Source organism: Neobacillus sp. NRS-1170 (genome assembly GCF_050468025.1).
In genome coordinates this window covers 69,550-87,995 of the sequence record NZ_JBITPF010000024.1, presented here as the reverse complement: position 1 = coordinate 87,995, position 18,446 = coordinate 69,550, and the positions used below count along the sequence as shown (strand labels likewise).

Here is an 18,446-nt window from a genome sequence, read left to right as displayed (position 1 = left end):
CGCCCGCGGAAAGCGAAGCGCCTGGAGCGGAAATCAACTGGAAAAATTTAACACAGCAATAGATTTAAACTTTCGAAACAAGTGGTCGCTTATTTCGAAAGCTTTTTGATTTAGACAATGCCTGTTAATGAATAGATGGCAATGATAAAGAATACTGCCAGGGTTTTGATAATCGTAACGGCAAAAATATCACGATAGGATTGACGATGGGTAAGTCCCGTTACAGCAAGTAATGTAATAACCGCTCCGTTGTGCGGAAGGGTATCCATACCGCCAGATGCCATCGAAATAACCCTATGCATAACTTCAGGCGGAATATTGGCTGCTGCGATTGCTTGATTATATTTTTCAGCCATCGCACTTAGGGCAATTCCCATTCCCCCTGAGGCAGATCCAGTTATCCCTGCAAGGGTAGAGGTAGTAACAGCACCATTAACGAGCGGGTTTGTAAAGGTATTCGAAATCCCGTCACTGATGGCTGTAAAACCTGGCAATGCGGCAATGACGCCGCCGAAGCCATATTCAGCACCCGTATTCATCGTAGCAAGCAAGGAACCGCCGATACTTGTGTTCAGTCCCTCTTTAAAGTTTTGCGTGACTCGCTTCCAGTCAAATAAAATAGTAGAAATAATTCCAACCACTAATGCCATTTCAACGGCCCAAATCGCCGCAACAGCATTTATGTCTACAACTCCAAAGGCTTTTAAGCCAATATTGGAAAAATCAAATCCATTTGGATACCAATTCGGTATATTTGTAACAAAAACTTTGTTCATAACCCCTACAAGAATAAGCGGAACAAACGCTAAAATTTGTTTTGCTGCTGACTGCTCCGTTGAGAAGTTGGCTGCAGGTTCTTCTTTTTTCGCAAGATTTTCAGCGGCAGATGCCGTTTCAGTACCAAATCCGAAATAGCCCTCTCCAGCTTTTTCGGCCTTTTTCCTTCTAGATTCTAAGTATAATAGTCCAAGTACCAAGACGAATACTCCGCCAATGATCCCTAACAATGGTGCAGCATAAATGTCAGTTTTAAAGAAGGCAATCGGAATAACATTTTGAATTTGCGGCGTACCCGGCAAAGCATCCATTGTAAAGGTAAAGGCACCTAAAGCAATCGTTCCAGGAATTAACCTTTTTGGAATATTCGCTTCTCTGAAAAGATGGGCAGCAAACGGGAAAACGGCAAAGACGACAACGAACAAACTTACGCCGCTATACGTTAAAATCGCTCCTAATAACACAATCGTTAAGATGGCTCGTTTCGCGCCTATCAGCTTGACGATTGTTTTGGCGATGGACTCTGCCAGCCCTGACATTTCAACAACCTTTCCAAAAATAGCCCCTAATAAAAAGACAGGAAAATAGTTTTTAATAAAGCCGACCATCTTCTCCATAAAAACATTCGAAAAGAATGGCAATACATAACTTGGTTCGGTTAATAAAACCGCAAATAGTGCGCAAATAGGTGCAAATAAGATAACAGAAAAACCTCGGTAGGCAACAAACATTAATAGGCCTAAGGCCAAGAGTATAACGATTAAATCCATGTAAATCCCCCTTGTTCATTTTTTTACAGAAAGCGGTTACAAAAAATTTCAATCCTCCTTAACGAAAATTCCCCTTGCACTAGTATTTAATTGCAAGTTCTGTGCCATTTTTATAATAGTTTGAAAATTAAGGTTTTTGGAAGCTTCGCGATGGTGGATTTCCGTTTTTGCGGAAAAAAGTTAGTTTGCGGAATCCGGAAATCGGGAAAATTCCGTTTTTACGGAAAATTGAGAGGGGATTCTACAAATTTTAGAGGACATTCTATAATTTCAAAGGGGTCCTACAAATTTAATAGGGGATTCTACAAAATTCAAAGTACGTTCTACAAATTTAATTGGGAATTCTAAAAATTCCAAAAGACATTCAACAAAATCCAACGGATATTCTACAATTTCTAATTACTCCCCTTCATAAAAAAAACATGTCCAGTTAATCTGAACATGTTTCATTTATCCGGACTATTCACCATAATTCCCGCTACTTGGGTTAAGCGGTCATAAAAAGCTAAACCTGCTGGGTTTTGATCAAGGCCAATTTCCTCAAAGGCTTCCTTCATACAGCGAAGCCAGCATTGTGCCCTTCTAGGCGTCACCTCAAATGGCAAATGACGTTCTCTCATCGCCGGCGGGCCAAATTCCTGGCTGTAAAGAGCCGGTCCCCCTAAGAATTGCGGCAAGAACATCCGCTGCTTTCGCTTGATTTCTTCCATATCCCCTTCAAATAACGGTCTTAATTCCGGATCAGCATATACTCGTGGATAAAAAGCATTGACAAGCTGATCGATTGTTTCTTGTCCGCCAATTTCACTATAAAGTGTTTTAAATGCATATTCCAATTTCCTTCACCATCCCTTTTGATGTATTTCTTATTCCCATAATTATAGTCGTAAAAATATAGGACTTTTGTGATATAAATCACGCTTTATCCCAGATTGAAATTATTTTTTTAGATAGATATGGTATTCTAAAATAGGCTAAACCTCAAAATAAATTAACTTGAAGAAGAGAGTCCTCAAGAGGTGGGTTTTATTGAATAAATCATGGATATATGTAGCATTAACTTGTTTGTTTGAATTAATGTGGGTATACGGCTTCAATGTTGCCGATAGCTGGTGGCAGTGGGCAATCATTATTGGAATTATTTTAACCGATTTTCATTTTCTGCCCAAAGCATGCCAAAGCCTCCCAACTGGCACTGTTTATGCTATTTTTTCAGGAGTAGGAACCATAGGAACGGTTTTAATGGATGTCTTCCTTTTTGGTCAGAGTTTTAGCGGCGCGAAAATTCTGTTTGTTGTTATTATCATTTTGGGCGTGATTGGCTTAAACCTTGCTGATAATCAGCAGGAAAAAGCAGCTTTAAAGGGGTCGGCCTAATATGGGCTGGATATTGGTGGTTTTAGCGGCCACATGCGAGATTATCGGTGCGGCAGGGCTAAAATTATATAGTAAACAGAAATCCATCCGCAATGGAATCCTCTATATAGGGGGCTTTGGTGCTTCTTTTGGTTTCTTGTATAAATCCTTCCACTACTTACAAGTAAGTATCGCCTATTCGGTATGGATAGGAATTGGAACGGCCGGTGCTGTTGCTGTTAACATGTTTCTTTTTGGAGAATCAAAGAGCTTGGGACGCGTAATAAGTGTTATGATGATTATCATTGGTGTCATAGGGTTAAGAACACTTTCCTAAACAACTAAAAGAGCCTGCCTTTTACGGAATACCGTTTAGGCAGGCTTTTTCAATTTTATAATTGTTCTCCATTTGATGTAATAACGTCTTTATACCAGAAGAAGGACTTTTTCTTCTTCCGCTCTAATGTACCGCTGCCGTCATCGTGTTTATCAACATAGATGAGACCATAACGCTTTGAGAACTCTCCTGTTGACATACTTACTAAGTCAATACATCCCCAACATGTATACCCCATCAGTTTGACACCATCTTCAACTGCTTCGCTCATTGCCTTGATGTGGTCACGCATATACTCAATGCGATAGTCGTCGTTAATGGTTCCATCTTCCTCAACATTGTCATACGCACCTAGTCCATTTTCTACAACAAAAAGCGGTACCTGATATCTGTCATATAATTCGTTTAATGAAATACGCAAACCAATCGGGTCAATTTCCCATCCCCAGTCACTCGCTTTTAGAAAACGATTTTTTACCCCGGATAGAATATTTCCCTGTGCTGCTTCTTCTTCAGTTTTTTCCTTTTTCTCTGTTACTGACATATAATAGCTGAAGCCAATATAATCAACAGTTCCTTGCTTAATTAACTCCAAATCCCCATCTTGAATTTCTAACTCAATATTATGCTCCTTAAAATAGCGCTTGATAAAAGCAGGATACTCCCCCCGTACCTGGACATCTGCACAAAAATAATTATGCAGCTGGTTCTTTTTAAGAGCATACATCACATTTTCAGGATTGCAATCGTAAGGATATACCGGGGCGTACAAAATCATACAGCCGATTTTAGCATCTGGCAATATTTCATGGCATCGCTTTACTGCAATACCGCTTGCGACGAACTGATGATGGTAAGCTTGGAAAGTAGGTTGATATTTATCTTCCTCTTTTTGTATAGCAAAACCAAGTCCCATTATCGGGAAGTGCAAGCCGCTGTTTATTTCATTAAATGTCATCCAATATTTCACTTTACCTTTATAGCGATTGAAAATGGCTTGTACATACCTTTCAAAGAAGGTCACAACCTGACGATTCCTCCAGCCGCCATATTCTTTTACAAGGTTGACCGGCATTTCATAATGGGAAATTGTCACAACTGGTTCAATTTCATGTTTGTGCAATTCATCAAAGACACGATCATAAAAAGCAAGACCATCTTCGTTAGGAGTTAATTCATCTCCATTTGGGAAAATCCTTGTCCACGCAATAGACATACGGTATACTTTAAAGCCCATTTCTGCGAACAACGCTATATCATCCTTATAACGGTGATAAAAGTCAATAGCTTCATGGTTCGGATAGCTGTACCTTTCTCTATCAATTTTAAAATCAAAACCAGGGGACAATAAGATTTTTAGTCGCTCTTTCCCACCGGGGAGAACATCGGCAATATTCATTCCTTTGTTTCCTTCATAAAACCCACCTTCCACTTGATTGGCAGCCGTTGCACGCCCCATAAAAATCCTTCTGGGAATCTTTTGTTTTCCATTTCTCTACACCTCATAAAAATTGTATATGCGGGGGGAAAATGCCTTCTTAACCACAGATTTAATCACCTTTTTTAGGATGATTTTTTAATAAAAAAAACCTAAAACTAATCATAAGTGCATTAGTCTTAGGTTTTGCCTGATTGAACAGTAACAATCCTATTTATGAAGGAATAATTAAAAAAATATTTAGAAAAGCAAGCAATTTATTTTTTCGTCCAGTATGCTAATCCAAACAAAATTAAAGAAAGGACTCCTATCCATCTAAACAATCCCTCTGCATCACCTGCAAATATGGCTATGCTTGGTAATAAAAGAGCAATTCCGCTCCACAAAAAGGCTTTCCAGGATTTTTTCAATATCCCCCAAATAAACAGCAAAATAGATGCGCCGATCAATAGCCAATAAACAATTCCAACCAAGAAGAAATTCAACCTTCTCCCCCCTGTTACATTATCTATTTGTCTATTTATCGTATGCAAGGCTGATTATGGATGAGAATCTCCTTAAAAAATAAACACCACACGTTAACTTGTGGTGTTGCTTTTTATGAAAATATCCTTTGCAGAAGCGATTTAGGTTTCTTTCGTACTTTTTCAATTAATCCTTGGAATATGTACATTAAGACTGATTTTGCCATAAATAAAAGGCTCATTTGGTAATGCTTCATTCGAACGAGCGATACTATTCCCAGTCTGCGTAAAAAATGCATCCCTAAAAATGTAAATAGGACATCTGTTATTAGATTCACTATTAAATATCGAAAAAAGTTACCAAAGGTCAATTTGAAAATCCATAATGAACCCACAAAGAAGGGTCCCAAAATAAAAGGAATCTCTCCCATTACACCGGGAAGCAGTTTATCAGTGAACCGCCACCAGACTCTTTTTTTAGCTAAAATACTTTCCACCGTTACCCATGCCCCCATGAATAGTGCACCTGGAAAAAAGCGTTTAAATGTCCGCTTCCCTAAAAAAGGCACGGACAGCCAGGGTAATATCATCAAAACAAGCAGCAACATCTTATTATGTTTCATCTAAGGCCATTCCCTTTTTCTTTTTAATATGCACAAATTGGAAGAATATTATTTATCATTTTTTGAGAAAATATACTTTCTGAATTTCCGTTTATTTTTTGAAAAATATAACAATTTAGAATAAAACTAAAGGATACCTTTGGACCGGCATCCTTCTATGTTTATTGGAAGTACTTGTAAAAAGATTCCGTATAGGCCGTAATTCTGCAGCCATTTTTTTCAAATACTCTTTGCATTTTTTTATTTTCTAAATGGGTGCTGCCTATATAGTGGGTGGCACCCAATTCCTTTAAGTGGCATAACGATTGTAGATGCAAGGATGCACTTAGGCCTTTCCCTCTTGCTTCCGGTAATATTCCAAAGTAGAAAAGCCTGCCTTCATTCTCTGTTCCAGGTTCTATGTGTGGAATGGAAATTCCAATTGGCGTTTTTTCTTGAGAAAATACACGGCAGCATTTTCGCCATCTTGCTCCTAATTCGCTCTTTACAGACATTAAATGCTGATCCATAGATAACGAGGATAATTTATTGTCAGAGCCAATCATACAATGTTCCCAGTATCGCATAAATTGTTTTTCCGATAGATCAGGATCCTCTAAGGACTGCCATTGAAAAGTAGTTTCGTATATTGGTAAGTTTACTAACTCTTTATACACTTCAACCTTAGATGAAAAATGCTCGAACCCATGAATTAGGAGCAAATTTGATAGATAATCAAACCTGATTGCGGCGCTGTTTAGAATAACTCCCAGTCGTTCTAAATGATAATCCTCACATGCCTCGATTAACGATTTTATGTCTGTATCAGTAATTTTAGCTTTATCCTTTTGTTCCAAGGTAATATATTGGGGTAATCCATTTAAGACTTTAAATGAATCGCTTGCCATTTGCTCTATTTTCGTGATATCAAGCAATTTAATCCACACCGTTCTCTTTTTTAATATTTTAATGCATATCTAACACTGATTCCATTTATTCAATATGCATGAAAATTATGGTAGGATTGAGATGTAATTGTGAAAAATCGAGGGGAGAGATGATAATGCTTCAACGTCCAAAAGCAAGTGAGTTTCCTGAGTATTATGTGCCTTATGTAAATTCAGTTCCCGAAGTGGACCTATTGACACTTTTAAAAGAAAATCTTGTGAAGGTTACGGAACTTTTTGAGAATATATCGGAAGTGGATGCAGAATTTTGCTATGCCCCTGGAAAATGGAGTATCAAAGAAGTTCTCGGTCATATGACAGATACGGAAAGAATCATGAGCTATCGATTGCTGCGAATTGGCCGCGGGGATCAAACAGCTTTAGCTGGCTTTGACGAAAATGATTATGTTGCAGGTTCGAAAATCAACAGACTGCCTGTTAAAAATATCCTTGATGACTTTATTGCAACAAGAAAAGCAACAATCACCCTGATTGAGAATATGCCGGAAGAGGCATGGGCCAATATTGGGTTCGCTAATAACACAGAAGTCACTGCCCGTGCTGTCGCCTTCATCATTGCCGGACACGAAATCCACCATCGAAGAATTATTAATGATAAATACATAGCTGCTCTTTAATGGGTTAAAAATTGGAATGTGCGTAACTTATTACACGCATGCTCTTTTTTATAACTGTGTTAAAGAACATTGTTGATTTTGGAAAAATGTTGATTGTAGCGGAGGGCGCCAGCCACCCGCGGAAAGTGAAGCGCCTGAAGCGGAAATCAACAGACCAGTTTAACACAGCCTATTAAAAAAATTTTCCTTATCAGCCAAAAAATTACTTGCGAACAAATGTTCTTTGTTTTATAATTGAAATATCGGTAATAATGGGATGTGGGCCTGCTGTTAATAAGCCTGCCTAATCACTATGTTATCGACCATAGTAAGAAAAATACATATGGGCCAAGGAGAGATTTATATGACAGTAAAATTGATTCCTTATTTAGTAATGGACGGAAATGCAAAAGAAGCAATCCAGTTTTACCAAAATGCATTAGATGCACAAGTTCTATTTAGTCAAGCTTTCGGAGAAATGCCGGAAAATCCTGAATTTCCACTTCCAGCTGAAGCAAAGGATCGTGTAAGTCACGCAACAATCAAAATTGGCGAAAGCGAGCTAATGTTGTCTGATACCTTCCCTGGCCAGCCTCATCATAGCGGAAATCAAGTAACCATCTGTATTTCTACTAACGACGCAGAAAAAGCCCGCAAATTTTTTAATGCATTAGAAGATGGCGGTCAAGTGGGAATGCCGCTCCAAGAAACTTTCTTTAGCCCTGCATATGGCAGCGTAACAGATAAGTTTGGCGTAAACTTCCAAATTTTCACTGAAGGTCAGCATCAATAATTATTTAGGCCCTGTCCTCCATTGAAGGACAGAGCCGTTTTTTATTTTATAGACGGTAGTTGGAGATGAATTTAAGAAATTCTTTTTGTTTGGAATGCTCGTACTTCATGATGGCATATGTGTTTGCTTCAGGCAAATGGATGGTGTGGCAATCCACTTCCAGCAGACTCCCCTCTAATAGCTCCCTTCTTACCGTAGATGTCGGCAGGAAGGATACTCCCAATCCCTCAATGATAAACCGTTTCGTAATATGGACCTGAGACACTTTCATCATTCGAACATGGGGATATTTATTTTTTACTTCTCTCGATAGACTTTCCCAATAGCCGGGGTGATTATGGGTTAATAAATAATTCGATGATAAAACCTCTTCCTCATCTAGGGGTGGTGCTGTTTCTGCATCCCTGCCGTCGTGGGGCGCAACAAATATGACTCTATCTTTATAGAGTAATTCACAAATTAAATCTTGGTTTGTGCAATTAAGACATGACAGGCCCAGGTTAACTTCTTCTTTTAAAACCGCTTGCTCAATTTCGGTAGATTCTATTATCTTGATTGTAATCTCTACTTCAGGATGCTGCTTGGTATAGCTTTTTAAGACATATGGCAGGATGGTATCTGCAATCAGCGGTGAGATAGCCAGAGTTAATTGCGATGTATACCCCTGGGTAAAGGAGTGTAAATCCTCCAGTCCGCCTTGATAAACCTCCAGCAATCGCTTAGCGTGAAGCAAATACCTCTTCCCCGCTTCCGTCAGCTTTATCTTTTTGCCCTCCCGATCAAACAAAAGTATCCCCAGCTCTTTTTCAAGTTGCTTAATATGGACCGTTACGGAGGGCTGTGAGATATACAGGATTTCTGATGCTCTACGGAAATTACCACACTCGGCAGCTGTTATAAAGGTGTTAAGCCAGTCAAATTCCATTTCTCCACCTCTGATTAATTTTATTAATCAATTAGTTTAATAATATTCAATACTCTTAATCAAGTTAATTCTATAAAATAATACTAAATAAGGAAAGGAGCGAATTTTTATGAATGTTCAAAAGGGGTTAAAAGGAATTGTCGCTGCAGAAACATTGATCGGACATGTGGACGGAGAAAACGGTCAATTAATTTATCGGGGATATGAAATTAGAGAACTAACAAAAAGCTTTTCTTTTGAAGAGGTTGCATATCTTCTCTGGTATGGTTATTTGCCTGATACAGGACAACTACAGGGGTTGAAAGACGAGTTAAAGCGTAATCGTGAGCTGCCGGAGTATATGATAAAAATTATTGATTTGCTCCCGCCAAGCATAGATATGATGAGTGTAATTCGGACGGTGATTTCTGCTGAAGGGGGTAATCCCGAATACGGGGAGATGGCGACCATTTCGAAGGCGATTCGGCTAACTTCCCTCGTTCCCTCCATTATTGCCTATCGGAAAAGTCAAATAGAAGGCCGATTGTTTGCGCATCCTCAGGATGATTTAGACCATGTTTCAAATTACCTTTACATGCTTACTGGAGAGGTTCCACTGGAGGCACATGTGGAGGCTCTTGAAACGTATATGATCCTGACGCTTGAGCATGGGATGAATGCGTCTACCTTTTCAGCCAGGGTTACAGTATCTACTGAATCAGATATGGTGTCTGGGGTGACATCTGCCATCGGTACGATGAAAGGACCGCTTCATGGCGGGGCGCCATCAGGAGTAATTGATCTGCTTAATGAGATTGCCCTTGCCGGGGATGCCGAAAAAGTAATTAGAGAGAAAGTGATGCGCGGGGAAAAATTGATGGGGTTTGGCCATAGGGTTTATAAAACCCGTGATCCAAGAGCCATCGCTTTAAAGACAAAACTGCTGGAACTAGTTGGTGAAGATGCGTGGCTTGATTTAGCAATGAAAGTAGAAGAGATCGCCATAAGGGTACTGGATGATTTGAAGCCTGGCCGTTCTCTGTACACAAACGTAGAGTTCTATGCGGCTGCCATCATGAAAGCCATCAACATGGATACAGACCTATTCACCCCAACCTTCACCGCAAGCCGCATGGTCGGCTGGACCGCCCACATCCTAGAGCAAGCTGAAAACAACACCATCTTTCGGCCGCAATCGAAGTATATTGGTGTATTGAAATAGTGGGGTGTTAGTGGGGTGTGGTCAGTGTGGTGTCAGGCACCGCCCGTGGACAATTTCGCCGTTTTGTCCACTCCACACGGAAAATTATCCATTAAATATATTTTTTAATTTGGAGTGTGGGTATCCACGCTCTTTTTTTGTCTTTTTCTAGTTTTAATATTTTTTGCTTTTTATGATTCGCTGATATAATGGTGAAATTCGCCGATAAACTCGAAAAATTCGCTGATAAAAATTTCAGATTGGCTTTTAAGCCATATTTGATCCCTAATTTAGGGTAATATTACACTAAATTAGGGGTTGAAATCGAATTTCTGACATATGATTCTAGCAAATTTTTAAGTTTTACAGATAAATTTTAATTAACCTTAGAGATTACAGATAATAAATAAGAAATTATTGTTTATAAACTGCCTTTTGAATATATTCTTTAAACAGATTTATTGGTCTAGCATAATTTATTGGTGAATAAATAATACCATTATTAAATTTGTTTAAATCAATAGGATTTTTCATCATAATGTCTTTACCTGTTGGATAAATATGTTGCATCATTTTGACCATTTCAACCATGGCTCCAACCACACTTCGGTTATGCGTTTTAGTGAAAACAATTTCGTTTCCTTGTTCTATAAATTTTTCGATACTTACAGCATCGAGTCCTTCTGACCTAAGGTTCTCAGCTAAATGACGGGTTAACAGTTCGCCAATATTAGAAAGCTCCTTCTTTTTTACTCTAGGAATAACCAGACTATATAAAGTTAAATCATTAACGAGAATTAGACACTGATATCGGCCAATTTTAAATAGATTCATATGCCAAGTATTCAGGTCCTTCGATGGCTCCACATCACACCTCGCCTGAACCTGTAATTCTTTTAAAACCTTCTGCGTCGCTCCAATAACAAACACTACTCCACCCACTTTTTCTATTTAAATCATCATTTCCATTATTGACGATATATTAAAATAATAAAACAATTAATGGTGTCAGGCACCATCCATGGACAAACCAGTCAATTTGTCCTCCCAGGGCGGACACGAATTTAAAAAAACTAATCAAAAATTTGATTAGTTTTTTACCCCATTTTAGTACGCGAAGATGCAGGCTGGTATTTTCTCATCGGACCATAATCAAGCACTTCTTGCAAATAGAGATTCCCATTTGGGCTGGATTTCTTAAGCAGTTCCATTAGGTATGTAATATCATCCATTGCTCTATGTGTCTGATAGTTTGTGATTTCATGAGCCTCCAAAAGAGTCAGGAGTTTGCCATTTGGGAAACCGTAGCTTTTCCAAGGGACATTTCTCATTGTGCAATACCACTTCAAATCATTGACTTCCGGATACATGTGGAATAGAAAGCTTCGGTCGAAGGAAGCGTTATGAGCAAAAACAGAATCAGCACGATGGAAATAGGTTTTGATTTTTCCATCATGGAAACTCTTCCCTTTTACCATATCGAAATGAATTCCATGGACTCTATAGGCACGTTCATAATTTCTCAGAGCTGTATTCTTAAGAGGCTCTCTTAAAAATGAGTCCTCCTCAATAATTTCGATGATCTCACCGGTATCCGTTCGATATGAAAAGAGTTTTAAAGCGAGTTCAATTACTTCATCAGTTGTTGGCCCTAAACCAGTTGTCTCTACGTCTAGTATCAAACCCAATTTCTCTTTTTTAAGCAATTTAATCATTCCTTAGTGTAATGTTTCTCTCATTATATCAAAGCTTATCCCGCTATCCTATCTCCAAAAAGTACCTTTATGAATTGTCCTTCTACTTTTAGGCAGTCATCCCTTTTAAGAATGCTCTGATTACCAAAAACAAGCTCTCATCCAAATCTAACGCCATTTTAAAACCGCCCTTTTGCTCTAAAGACGAAAATCCATGTAATATACTACGAAGGCCTCTTACGGCATGTAAAGCCTGGTCTCCTTTCAGCTCAAATGCCTGTAAGACCCTTACTGTTAGCTCAACGATTTTCGCCCCGGCTTGCTGGACTTCCGTGTCTTCCGGATCTGGTGCCATTAAAGTAGCTTCATAAATACCAGGATGCTGCCTGGCAAAATGGACATAAGCCCTACTTAGTGCAAGGACTGCATCGATGCCTGACACCCCAATGGCAGCATCGGCTAATTCTTTGTAAAGTTTTTCAATCCCATAAATGGCTAACTTCTTGCGTAAACCTCCCAGGCCATCAAAGTGATTGTACAATGATGGCGGGCGAATATTGAGTTTTTTTGCCAGGTTCGCCAAAGTTACTTCCTGCATACCGTATTGATCAGCGAGTTCCCCTGCTGCTTCTAGAATGTACGTTAATTCGAGTCCAATTTTAGGTCTAGGTGACATCAAAAATTCTCCTTTACTTCAATTTCTGCTCAAAATTGTTAATTGCTTGTTCCATTATCCTTACAGGATTCTCCACCATTTCTCCGTGTCCTACCGCAAGCAGACTAGGTTCAACCCCCACTAATTTCTTCGCACTCTTTAAAGCTGTTTTCTTACTCCATGTACCAAACGCCGGAAATGGGAACCATGGCTTTATATCCCCTGCCACAGCGATCCCGCCTCTGGTTTGAAAGGCATCACCAGCAATTAACGCTTTAGTGCGGTTGTCTATAAAGGACATAGAACCTGGTGTGTGGCCTGGTGAGGCAATTGCCTTTAAAGATCCGACTTGGTCGCCTTCACTCAAAACAATAGTGGCTCTTGTTTTTAACTTTTTAGGAACTCCGCCTTTAATGGGCGTTTGGTCTTCATGCTGATCGAGTGAACGGTCTCCGTTCATTAATTTGTTATCTCGCACCGAAATATAAACAGGTACTTCCGGGAGGGTTTCTTTTATTAAATCTAAGGCCCCGACATGGTCCTCATGAGCATGGGTCAACACGATTTTCGTAATCGGCTTTCCAATTCTTTCGGCAGCCTGCAAAATCCCCTTTGCACAAAATCCAAGCGCGGCATCCACCAAAGTCAATCCGTCCTCTTCCTCTACCAAATAACAGTTCACTGGAAATACTTTGGCCATAAACGTTACTTGATGTAAAAACCCCTTTTTAATCATTCTCATTATTGCCCATCTCCCTTAAACTAATATCATTAGTTTTATTTTAACTAATACTATTAGTTTTATCAAGTAATTTTTGGAAAAAAATTGATTTATATTTAATACGTATTTTCCAAATGATACTAATATGAAAAATAACTAATTAAGTTGACACTTAATTAAGCATAGACTAAAATAATATCATGATTGAAAAAGTCCTTCATGCATTAGCAGAACCTAGACGCAGAGATATTCTTTATCTCGTTCGTGATGGAGAGCTTACCTCCAGCGCGATAGCCTCACATTTTGAAATATCAGCTCCCGCAGTTTCTCAGCATCTCAAAGTTCTCGAACAATCCGGCCTTGTAGTCGTCCGGAGAGACGGAACAAAACGGTACTATGGTATCAGAAGGGACGGTTTTGCTGAATTAAAGCAATACATTGACCGTTTTTGGGATGATAGTTTACTCCGCCTGAAAGAAGCTGCCGAAGAGGAAGAAAGGAGAAAAAATGACACAAACAAACAGTGATATCATCGTAAAAGAAATCTTTATTGAAGCACGTCCGGAGACCTTATTTTCGTTCTTTACCGATGCTGATAAAATGGTCCGCTGGATGGGCAGACAAATCCTGCTTGAGCCTAAGATTGGCGGTAAGTATCGGATAGATGTCAATGGCAGCGATATTGCTATGGGAGAATATGTGGAAATTGTACCTTATGAAAAAATCGTCATGTCCTGGGGCTGGGAAAAATCAAAAATTGTTCCTCCCGGCTCAAGTAAAGTTGAGTTCCGTTTAACTCCTAAAGAAAATGGAACGAACCTAGTATTAACACATTACGACTTGCCGGCCTCAGAAATCCCGTCACATCAGCAAGGCTGGTCTCATTACATGCCGCGAATTAAGGAATTTGCTGAAGGCAGAGACCCTGGCGTGGACCCATGGACCGAACTGGCCATGCATTAATTTAAAAGAACAAAACTGGAGGAATTTAATAATGGTAAATACAATTCATCAAGAAGTGGAATTCAATGCAAGTCCTGAACGAATTTATGAAATTTTGACTGATTCTAAACAGTTCAGTGAAGTTACTGGTGGAGCACCAACAGATATTAACGCAGAGGATGGCGGTACGTTCTCTTGTTTCGGGGGGATGATTTTAGGCAGGAACATTGAACTTGTTCCGGGTGTGCGCGTCGTTCAAGCATGGCGTGTAAAGAACTGGCCAGAAGGCTTATATTCAATTGCTAAGTTCGAACTTCAAGAGCTAGGTTCAAAGACTAAGTTGGTTTTTGACCATGTTGGTTTCCCAGAAGCGGAAGGCGAGCATCTTGCAGCAGGCTGGGGAGCGAATTATTGGAGTCCAATTGAAAAATATTTAGGATAGAATCTAAAAAAATCACATTATTTCGTTAAGGAAATAATGTGATTTTTTTATTAAATTTCAATCACCAATTTCTCGGACTTTGCTCGAGAAACACAGGATAAAATCACATTTTGGGCATTTCTTTGTTTTTCACTTAAAAAGGAATCGTAGTGATCAACTTCTCCTTCAACCACCTTCAGTTCACATGTCCCGCATCGGCCTACACGGCATGAATATGGAGCCTTAATCCCTGCTTCAAGCAGCGCATCCAACAGGGTCTTTTCTTTTAAAACCTTTACAGTCTTCCCGTTTGAAACTTGAGCCTGAAAACAATTAGCCTTTTTAGGCCGCGGCGGTGTAAACCGTTCGTAATGAACACTCGAACGCGGGTAACCATTTTGAAGGGCAAAGTCCGTAAAACCAGATATAAAGGCCTCAGGTCCGCAAAAATATACATGGGTTCCAATCTTATGTTCCAAAAGCGAATCAACACTAAGTCGCTCTGCTCCTACTCCCTTTGAAAAATAAAACTTACATTGCCGCGGGTAATTTTGCTGCAAAAAGTCGAAGAATGCACAAAGCTCCTTTGATTTTGCCGCGTAATGCAGTTCGAAGGAATCATCCAGGTCAGCTATCATTGATAAAAATGGTGTGATGCCAATCCCAGCCGCATAAAAAGCATGATGTTTTGCCTTGAAGCTCAATGGAAAATGATTTTTGGGATAACTAATACGCAGCCTGTCCCCGACTTTTACCTGGTGATGCCAATAAGAAGAACCACCTGCTGAGGTATCACTAAGATGAATGGCAATTTGGTAGAACAACCGATTATCTGGATGGCTCGTTAAGGAATAATGCCTCTCGAGTAAGCCAAAGCTTCCCTCAGTATATGTAGTGATATGGGATCCTCCGCTAAAAGACGGCAGTTCTTCCTCATCGATATGAGTTAGTGTAAAGCTTTTTACATTTCAGGGTCTCCTGATGAATTTCTTTTACCATTACGGGTATTGTTTTTCCCTTATCCATTCAATCCCCCCTCTAAAGTTTTGCCACGTAGCCAAGATAGGCATTTTTCAGTGAAGAATAATGATCGGAAATCTCAAGGTGCAAATCACAATCATTGCAAGCGATTTCAAGCGTTTCCTGCAAAATTACCTTTGAAATCCCATGGCACCTGCAGCAAAACACATTGACCAATCGCTCACCATAACCAATGTACTGTGCTTCTTCCTCTGAAAAGCCAACCTCTTCAGTGAGCTTTTTCAGAGAATGCAGTTTATCCCATTTCGCTGCAATGTAAAGGTAACACCCCATCTTCTGCCTATTCAACCAATCAAAAAGGGGTTGTTCTTCGCTGTAGATCTCATAGGGTGCATTCTTTTCAACTGCCAAATCGATAACTGGTTGTAAAATCTCCATCCCGTTCTGATCCCCACAAAATAAATATTTTCTTTTTCCGGAAACAAACAAAGCTTTCTGCATCACAAAACTCCTCTGCTTTCCAACCTGTCCTTCAAGTATTCGATTACTTGATTCTTGAAAAGAGAAAGGCCTTTATAATCCACTATATTATCTGGAAGTTCACAAAGAATATGGAAAAATTGCTCAGCCCATTCCGTTTTTGAAGCTAATTTTTCTAATGAAATAAGATGTGTATGAATGGTAAACAGAATTCCTCCTGACCGCGGCAAACGGAATAATTTCTGTACCTCTACTCGTAAATGTACGAATTCACCGGCATTTTCTAGAGTTACCTTTTTCCTGCCTTTTCCCCAAACATCAAAGGTTTCAAGTGAAGTATCGAGACGATTTCCGCCCATCAAAGACCAGTTTTTCCGCCACCATGGATTTCCCGCTTCCAACTGTAACAAAAACTGAAGGATTCGCTCATCCAATCCTTCCTCCTTAAAGCCAGGAATCGGATGATGAATTTCTCTAAAGCTCATCCCTAAATCAAAGGCCAGTGACCAATTAGCGGGGAAGCATAATTGACCTGCATCTAAAAATAAATCCCCATCTCGCTGCATCATGAAAATCAGGTCCTCTTGCACATGTCTTCCAATAAAATCAAGCGGCTCACATGGTAATGTAGTTTCATCTCCAAAAATAAAACCCTGCTTTTCTTGTAAAATTTTATTATGAAACGTCCATTCATCATTCTGTTTATCAAGTGAAAATTTATCAGGATAAAAGGCTGCCAGATGACTCATTATCATCTCAAGGATTTCCCACTGTCCGTGAAGTGTATGAGGCAATGACTGATAACATCGTTCAGGATGCTCTTTAAGAAGACCCCGCTTAAGGTTCATTTCATTTAAGTAACTCGGAGTAATTTCGATGCTGCTTGGACAATCCAACGGGACGGAGTTATTAGAGTATCGATACACTTCTCCCTTAAATGGATACGGAAATGTTGCAAAATCATCGGCTTGTTGCATAACATCCCTTCTTTACAGAAAATTCTTTACTTTCATTTTAATAAAAACAATTGACCATGTTAATAAATTGTTCAAATTCTTTTTACGAATTTGTGAATAAGTGAACAAATTACTCTCAATTCAAAATAAAAATGATATATTAACAGTGTAATCAATATATAAATCTTATTTATAAAAGGAGTGTTTCAAATGTTAGTCAATTGGTTAAGAGAAAACAAAGTTGCCGCTGGTATTTTAACAGTTCTTCGCTTATACATCGGATATTCTTGGATCACAGCTGGATATCACAAATTAGCAGGCGGGTTTGATGCTTCTGGATTTTTAAAAGGAGTAATCGCGAATCCAGTAAAAGGTCCTGATGGCAGTATTGTTTACGGCTGGTACGTCGACTTCTTAAAGCACTTCGCTTTACCAAACGTAGATATTTTCAATACACTCGTACCTGTTGGTGAATTTTTAGTAGGGCTTGGACTTATTCTTGGCTGCTTAACTACTGCAGCAATGTTCTTTGGTCTAGTGATGAACTTCGCGTTCTTCTTAGCCGGTACTGTATCTCATATTCCGACTGATTTATTCATCGGTACAATTATCTTATTCTCTGGCTTTAACGCAGGCCGCATTGGTCTTGACCGTTGGGTAATTCCATTTATTCGCAGAGCAGCTTTCAAAGGTAATCGAGCAGTAAAACATAATGCTTAGCTCAAAAAAGCGCCTATGCAATCGGCTTTCTATCCGTGACATAGGCGCTTTTTATTAATAACTATCTTCACTTTTTTCTAGATCTGCTCTATTTTCGAACCAATTTGTAACCTGTGTTAGGATGGCAAATACAACAAAGAAATTCATTGCCCAGACATTAATAAAAGGTGTTAGGCCGCCAAATTCAATCGTTTCATAGCCTTTTAGCTTCATTATAATTATGGACTCTACAAAAATAAGAATAAACCCGACCACACCTGCAATTCCCGCCCTTATCATTGAATTCCCCTCCTAAATTTATTCTATTAGAACAATATTACGTTGGATTTTTGAAAATTTATTGAACAGCTTTAATCTTATTATATTTCATTTTTTATTGAATCAAAACCTTAAAAATAAATGAAAAAGAGGAGCCGCCGCAGCTACTCCCCTGAAACTTTAAATTATATTAATCAACATTTCTTTCATTATTACCAAGTACCTTTATTAATAAATCTAGTTTCTCATTTCTCTCCTGATCCAGCTTTGTTTTTTCATTCATGAACTTAATTGTTCTTACAACAAAATATATGCTAAAAACTAAAATCGTCAAATAAAGTAAAATAGGAATGATTGCAAAAAGACCAAATATATTGCCATTATCCATCATCTAAAAACCCTCCAATTTTAA

The 18,446-nt window shown here is 39.0% G+C and carries 24 protein-coding genes and 1 pseudogene; 9 read left to right on the top strand and 16 right to left on the bottom strand.

The genetic code is table 11. The annotated features are described in order from the left end of the window. Positions 1-110: 110 nt before the first annotated feature. Positions 111-1,547 carry a GntP family permease gene (locus tag ACIFOT_RS10285; RefSeq protein WP_430064354.1) on the bottom strand — a complete coding sequence of 479 codons (1,437 nt, stop codon included), beginning with the start codon at positions 1,545-1,547 and terminating at the stop codon, positions 111-113. Positions 1,548-1,993: 446 nt separating this feature from the next. Beyond that, positions 1,994-2,383 (bottom strand): globin, encoded by a 390-nt coding sequence (locus tag ACIFOT_RS10280; RefSeq protein WP_430064352.1) that lies wholly within the window; start codon positions 2,381-2,383, stop codon positions 1,994-1,996. Between the two features lie 193 nt (positions 2,384-2,576). Here ACIFOT_RS10280 and ACIFOT_RS10275 point away from each other — a divergent pair, with 193 nt between their 5' ends. Both ACIFOT_RS10275 and ACIFOT_RS10270 read left to right on the top strand, forming a co-directional pair. Further along, positions 2,577-2,924 carry a DMT family transporter gene (locus ACIFOT_RS10275; protein ID WP_430064350.1) on the top strand — a complete coding sequence of 116 codons (348 nt, stop codon included), beginning with the start codon at positions 2,577-2,579 and terminating at the stop codon, positions 2,922-2,924. Between the two features lies 1 nt (position 2,925). Further along, positions 2,926-3,240 (top strand): DMT family transporter, encoded by a 315-nt coding sequence (locus tag ACIFOT_RS10270; RefSeq protein ID WP_430064348.1) that lies wholly within the window; start codon positions 2,926-2,928, stop codon positions 3,238-3,240. A gap of 55 nt (positions 3,241-3,295) precedes the next feature. Here the strand turns inward: ACIFOT_RS10270 and ACIFOT_RS10265 are convergent. The 4 genes and pseudogenes from ACIFOT_RS10265 to ACIFOT_RS10250 all read right to left on the bottom strand — a co-directional run bounded on the left by ACIFOT_RS10265 (position 3,296) and on the right by ACIFOT_RS10250 (position 6,679). Further along, positions 3,296-4,731, bottom strand: a pseudogene (locus ACIFOT_RS10265) (glycoside hydrolase family 1 protein). Between the two features lie 204 nt (positions 4,732-4,935). After that, positions 4,936-5,163: a hypothetical protein gene (locus ACIFOT_RS10260; protein WP_430064346.1), complete on the bottom strand. Its 228-nt coding sequence runs from the start codon at positions 5,161-5,163 to the stop codon at positions 4,936-4,938. A 113-nt stretch (positions 5,164-5,276) separates the two neighbouring features. After that, positions 5,277-5,765, bottom strand: coding sequence for a hypothetical protein (locus tag ACIFOT_RS10255; protein ID WP_430064344.1), 489 nt, complete (start codon positions 5,763-5,765; stop codon positions 5,277-5,279). Positions 5,766-5,926: 161 nt separating this feature from the next. Then, the gene (locus ACIFOT_RS10250) at positions 5,927-6,679 is read right to left on the bottom strand and encodes a GNAT family N-acetyltransferase (protein ID WP_430064342.1); all 753 of its coding nucleotides are present in this window, start codon (positions 6,677-6,679) and stop codon (positions 5,927-5,929) included. Between the two features lie 128 nt (positions 6,680-6,807). Here ACIFOT_RS10250 and ACIFOT_RS10245 point away from each other — a divergent pair, with 128 nt between their 5' ends. Then, positions 6,808-7,329, top strand: coding sequence for a DinB family protein (locus tag ACIFOT_RS10245; RefSeq protein WP_430064341.1), 522 nt, complete (start codon positions 6,808-6,810; stop codon positions 7,327-7,329). 343 nt (positions 7,330-7,672) lie between these two features. Then, entirely contained in the window at positions 7,673-8,101 is a 429-nt protein-coding gene (locus tag ACIFOT_RS10240; RefSeq protein WP_430064339.1) for a VOC family protein, read from the top strand. A gap of 46 nt (positions 8,102-8,147) precedes the next feature. On the opposite strand, the gene ACIFOT_RS10235 is transcribed toward ACIFOT_RS10240, so the two are convergent. Further along, complete coding sequence (locus tag ACIFOT_RS10235; RefSeq protein WP_430064337.1) at positions 8,148-9,026, bottom strand: LysR family transcriptional regulator; 879 nt, start codon at positions 9,024-9,026, stop codon at positions 8,148-8,150. A 109-nt stretch (positions 9,027-9,135) separates the two neighbouring features. Here ACIFOT_RS10235 and ACIFOT_RS10230 point away from each other — a divergent pair, with 109 nt between their 5' ends. Beyond that, on the top strand, positions 9,136-10,227 hold the full coding sequence (locus ACIFOT_RS10230) for a citrate synthase/methylcitrate synthase (RefSeq protein WP_430064335.1): 1,092 nt from the start codon (positions 9,136-9,138) through the stop codon (positions 10,225-10,227). A gap of 393 nt (positions 10,228-10,620) precedes the next feature. On the opposite strand, the gene ACIFOT_RS10225 is transcribed toward ACIFOT_RS10230, so the two are convergent. The 4 genes from ACIFOT_RS10225 to ACIFOT_RS10210 all read right to left on the bottom strand — a co-directional run bounded on the left by ACIFOT_RS10225 (position 10,621) and on the right by ACIFOT_RS10210 (position 13,297). Further along, positions 10,621-11,136, bottom strand: coding sequence for a DUF6933 domain-containing protein (locus ACIFOT_RS10225; RefSeq protein ID WP_430064333.1), 516 nt, complete (start codon positions 11,134-11,136; stop codon positions 10,621-10,623). A gap of 167 nt (positions 11,137-11,303) precedes the next feature. After that, positions 11,304-11,888 (bottom strand): exonuclease domain-containing protein, encoded by a 585-nt coding sequence (locus ACIFOT_RS10220; RefSeq protein ID WP_430064331.1) that lies wholly within the window; start codon positions 11,886-11,888, stop codon positions 11,304-11,306. Positions 11,889-12,009: 121 nt separating this feature from the next. Beyond that, positions 12,010-12,576 carry a WHG domain-containing protein gene (locus ACIFOT_RS10215; protein WP_430064329.1) on the bottom strand — a complete coding sequence of 189 codons (567 nt, stop codon included), beginning with the start codon at positions 12,574-12,576 and terminating at the stop codon, positions 12,010-12,012. Positions 12,577-12,589: 13 nt separating this feature from the next. After that, positions 12,590-13,297: an MBL fold metallo-hydrolase gene (locus ACIFOT_RS10210; protein WP_430064327.1), complete on the bottom strand. Its 708-nt coding sequence runs from the start codon at positions 13,295-13,297 to the stop codon at positions 12,590-12,592. A gap of 179 nt (positions 13,298-13,476) precedes the next feature. Here ACIFOT_RS10210 and ACIFOT_RS10205 point away from each other — a divergent pair, with 179 nt between their 5' ends. The 3 genes from ACIFOT_RS10205 to ACIFOT_RS10195 are packed head-to-tail and all read left to right on the top strand — an operon-like array spanning position 13,477 to position 14,660. Further along, positions 13,477-13,803, top strand: coding sequence for an ArsR/SmtB family transcription factor (locus tag ACIFOT_RS10205; RefSeq protein ID WP_430064325.1), 327 nt, complete (start codon positions 13,477-13,479; stop codon positions 13,801-13,803). Then, a complete protein-coding gene (locus tag ACIFOT_RS10200) occupies positions 13,784-14,239 on the top strand; it encodes an SRPBCC family protein (RefSeq protein WP_430064323.1) in 456 nt (151 codons plus the stop codon). Before ACIFOT_RS10205 ends, ACIFOT_RS10200 begins: the two co-directional genes overlap by 20 nt. Before the next feature lie 31 nt (positions 14,240-14,270). Next, positions 14,271-14,660 carry an SRPBCC family protein gene (locus tag ACIFOT_RS10195; RefSeq protein WP_430064322.1) on the top strand — a complete coding sequence of 130 codons (390 nt, stop codon included), beginning with the start codon at positions 14,271-14,273 and terminating at the stop codon, positions 14,658-14,660. A 50-nt stretch (positions 14,661-14,710) separates the two neighbouring features. Here ACIFOT_RS10195 and ACIFOT_RS10190 read toward each other — a convergent pair whose 3' ends face one another. The 3 genes from ACIFOT_RS10190 to ACIFOT_RS10180 form a co-directional block, all read right to left on the bottom strand. Next, positions 14,711-15,463, bottom strand: coding sequence for a PDR/VanB family oxidoreductase (locus ACIFOT_RS10190; protein ID WP_430064320.1), 753 nt, complete (start codon positions 15,461-15,463; stop codon positions 14,711-14,713). 214 nt (positions 15,464-15,677) lie between these two features. Beyond that, positions 15,678-16,121 (bottom strand): dimethylamine monooxygenase subunit DmmA family protein, encoded by a 444-nt coding sequence (locus ACIFOT_RS10185; RefSeq protein WP_430064319.1) that lies wholly within the window; start codon positions 16,119-16,121, stop codon positions 15,678-15,680. Then, positions 16,121-17,077, bottom strand: a complete 957-nt coding sequence (locus ACIFOT_RS10180; RefSeq protein ID WP_430064317.1) for a heme-dependent oxidative N-demethylase family protein — start codon at positions 17,075-17,077, stop codon at positions 16,121-16,123. Before ACIFOT_RS10180 ends, ACIFOT_RS10185 begins: the two co-directional genes overlap by 1 nt. 189 nt (positions 17,078-17,266) lie before the next feature. Between ACIFOT_RS10180 and ACIFOT_RS10175 the strand changes: the two genes are divergently transcribed. Continuing rightward, a complete protein-coding gene (locus tag ACIFOT_RS10175; RefSeq protein ID WP_430064315.1) occupies positions 17,267-17,776 on the top strand; it encodes a DoxX family protein in 510 nt (169 codons plus the stop codon). Between the two features lie 54 nt (positions 17,777-17,830). On the opposite strand, the gene ACIFOT_RS10170 is transcribed toward ACIFOT_RS10175, so the two are convergent. Further along, on the bottom strand, positions 17,831-18,055 hold the full coding sequence (locus ACIFOT_RS10170) for a hypothetical protein (protein WP_430064313.1): 225 nt from the start codon (positions 18,053-18,055) through the stop codon (positions 17,831-17,833). 169 nt (positions 18,056-18,224) lie between these two features. Continuing rightward, positions 18,225-18,425 (bottom strand): hypothetical protein, encoded by a 201-nt coding sequence (locus ACIFOT_RS10165; protein WP_430064312.1) that lies wholly within the window; start codon positions 18,423-18,425, stop codon positions 18,225-18,227. Between the last annotated feature and the right edge of the window lie 21 nt (positions 18,426-18,446).